Origin of the sequence: Microtetraspora sp. NBRC 16547 (assembly GCF_030268965.1) — a bacterium.
GTDB lineage: Bacteria > Actinomycetota > Actinomycetes > Streptosporangiales > Streptosporangiaceae > Microtetraspora.
The window spans coordinates 1-269 of the sequence record NZ_BSSE01000129.1 but is presented as its reverse complement, the minus strand read 5'-3'; the positions used below and the strand labels follow the sequence as shown (position 1 = coordinate 269).

Here is a 269-nt window from a genome sequence, read left to right as displayed (position 1 = left end):
CCCACACCGTCCCCAGTGCAGTACCATCGGCGCTGGAAGGCTTAACTTCCGGGTTCGGAATGTAACCGGGTGTTTCCCTACCGCTATAACCGCCGTAACCCTATGAAACACACAACCAGACCACCCGTAACCACAGGCGGGACTGTTTGCAGTCTCTGAATTGCATAGCCGACGCGAACATCTATGGACAAGTCCTCGGCCTATTAGTACCGGTCAGCTCCACACGTTACCGCGCTTCCACTTCCGGCCTATCAACCCGGTCGTCTACC

2 rRNA genes are annotated in these 269 nt (G+C 56.5%); both read right to left on the bottom strand.

Annotation, left to right across the window (positions count from 1 at the left end):
• Window positions 1–97 (bottom strand): 5S ribosomal RNA (gene rrf / locus QSK17_RS35910); the annotation flags it as partial.
• An 86-nt stretch (window positions 98–183) separates the two neighbouring features.
• A 23S ribosomal RNA gene (locus tag QSK17_RS35905) occupies window positions 184–269 on the bottom strand; the annotation flags it as partial.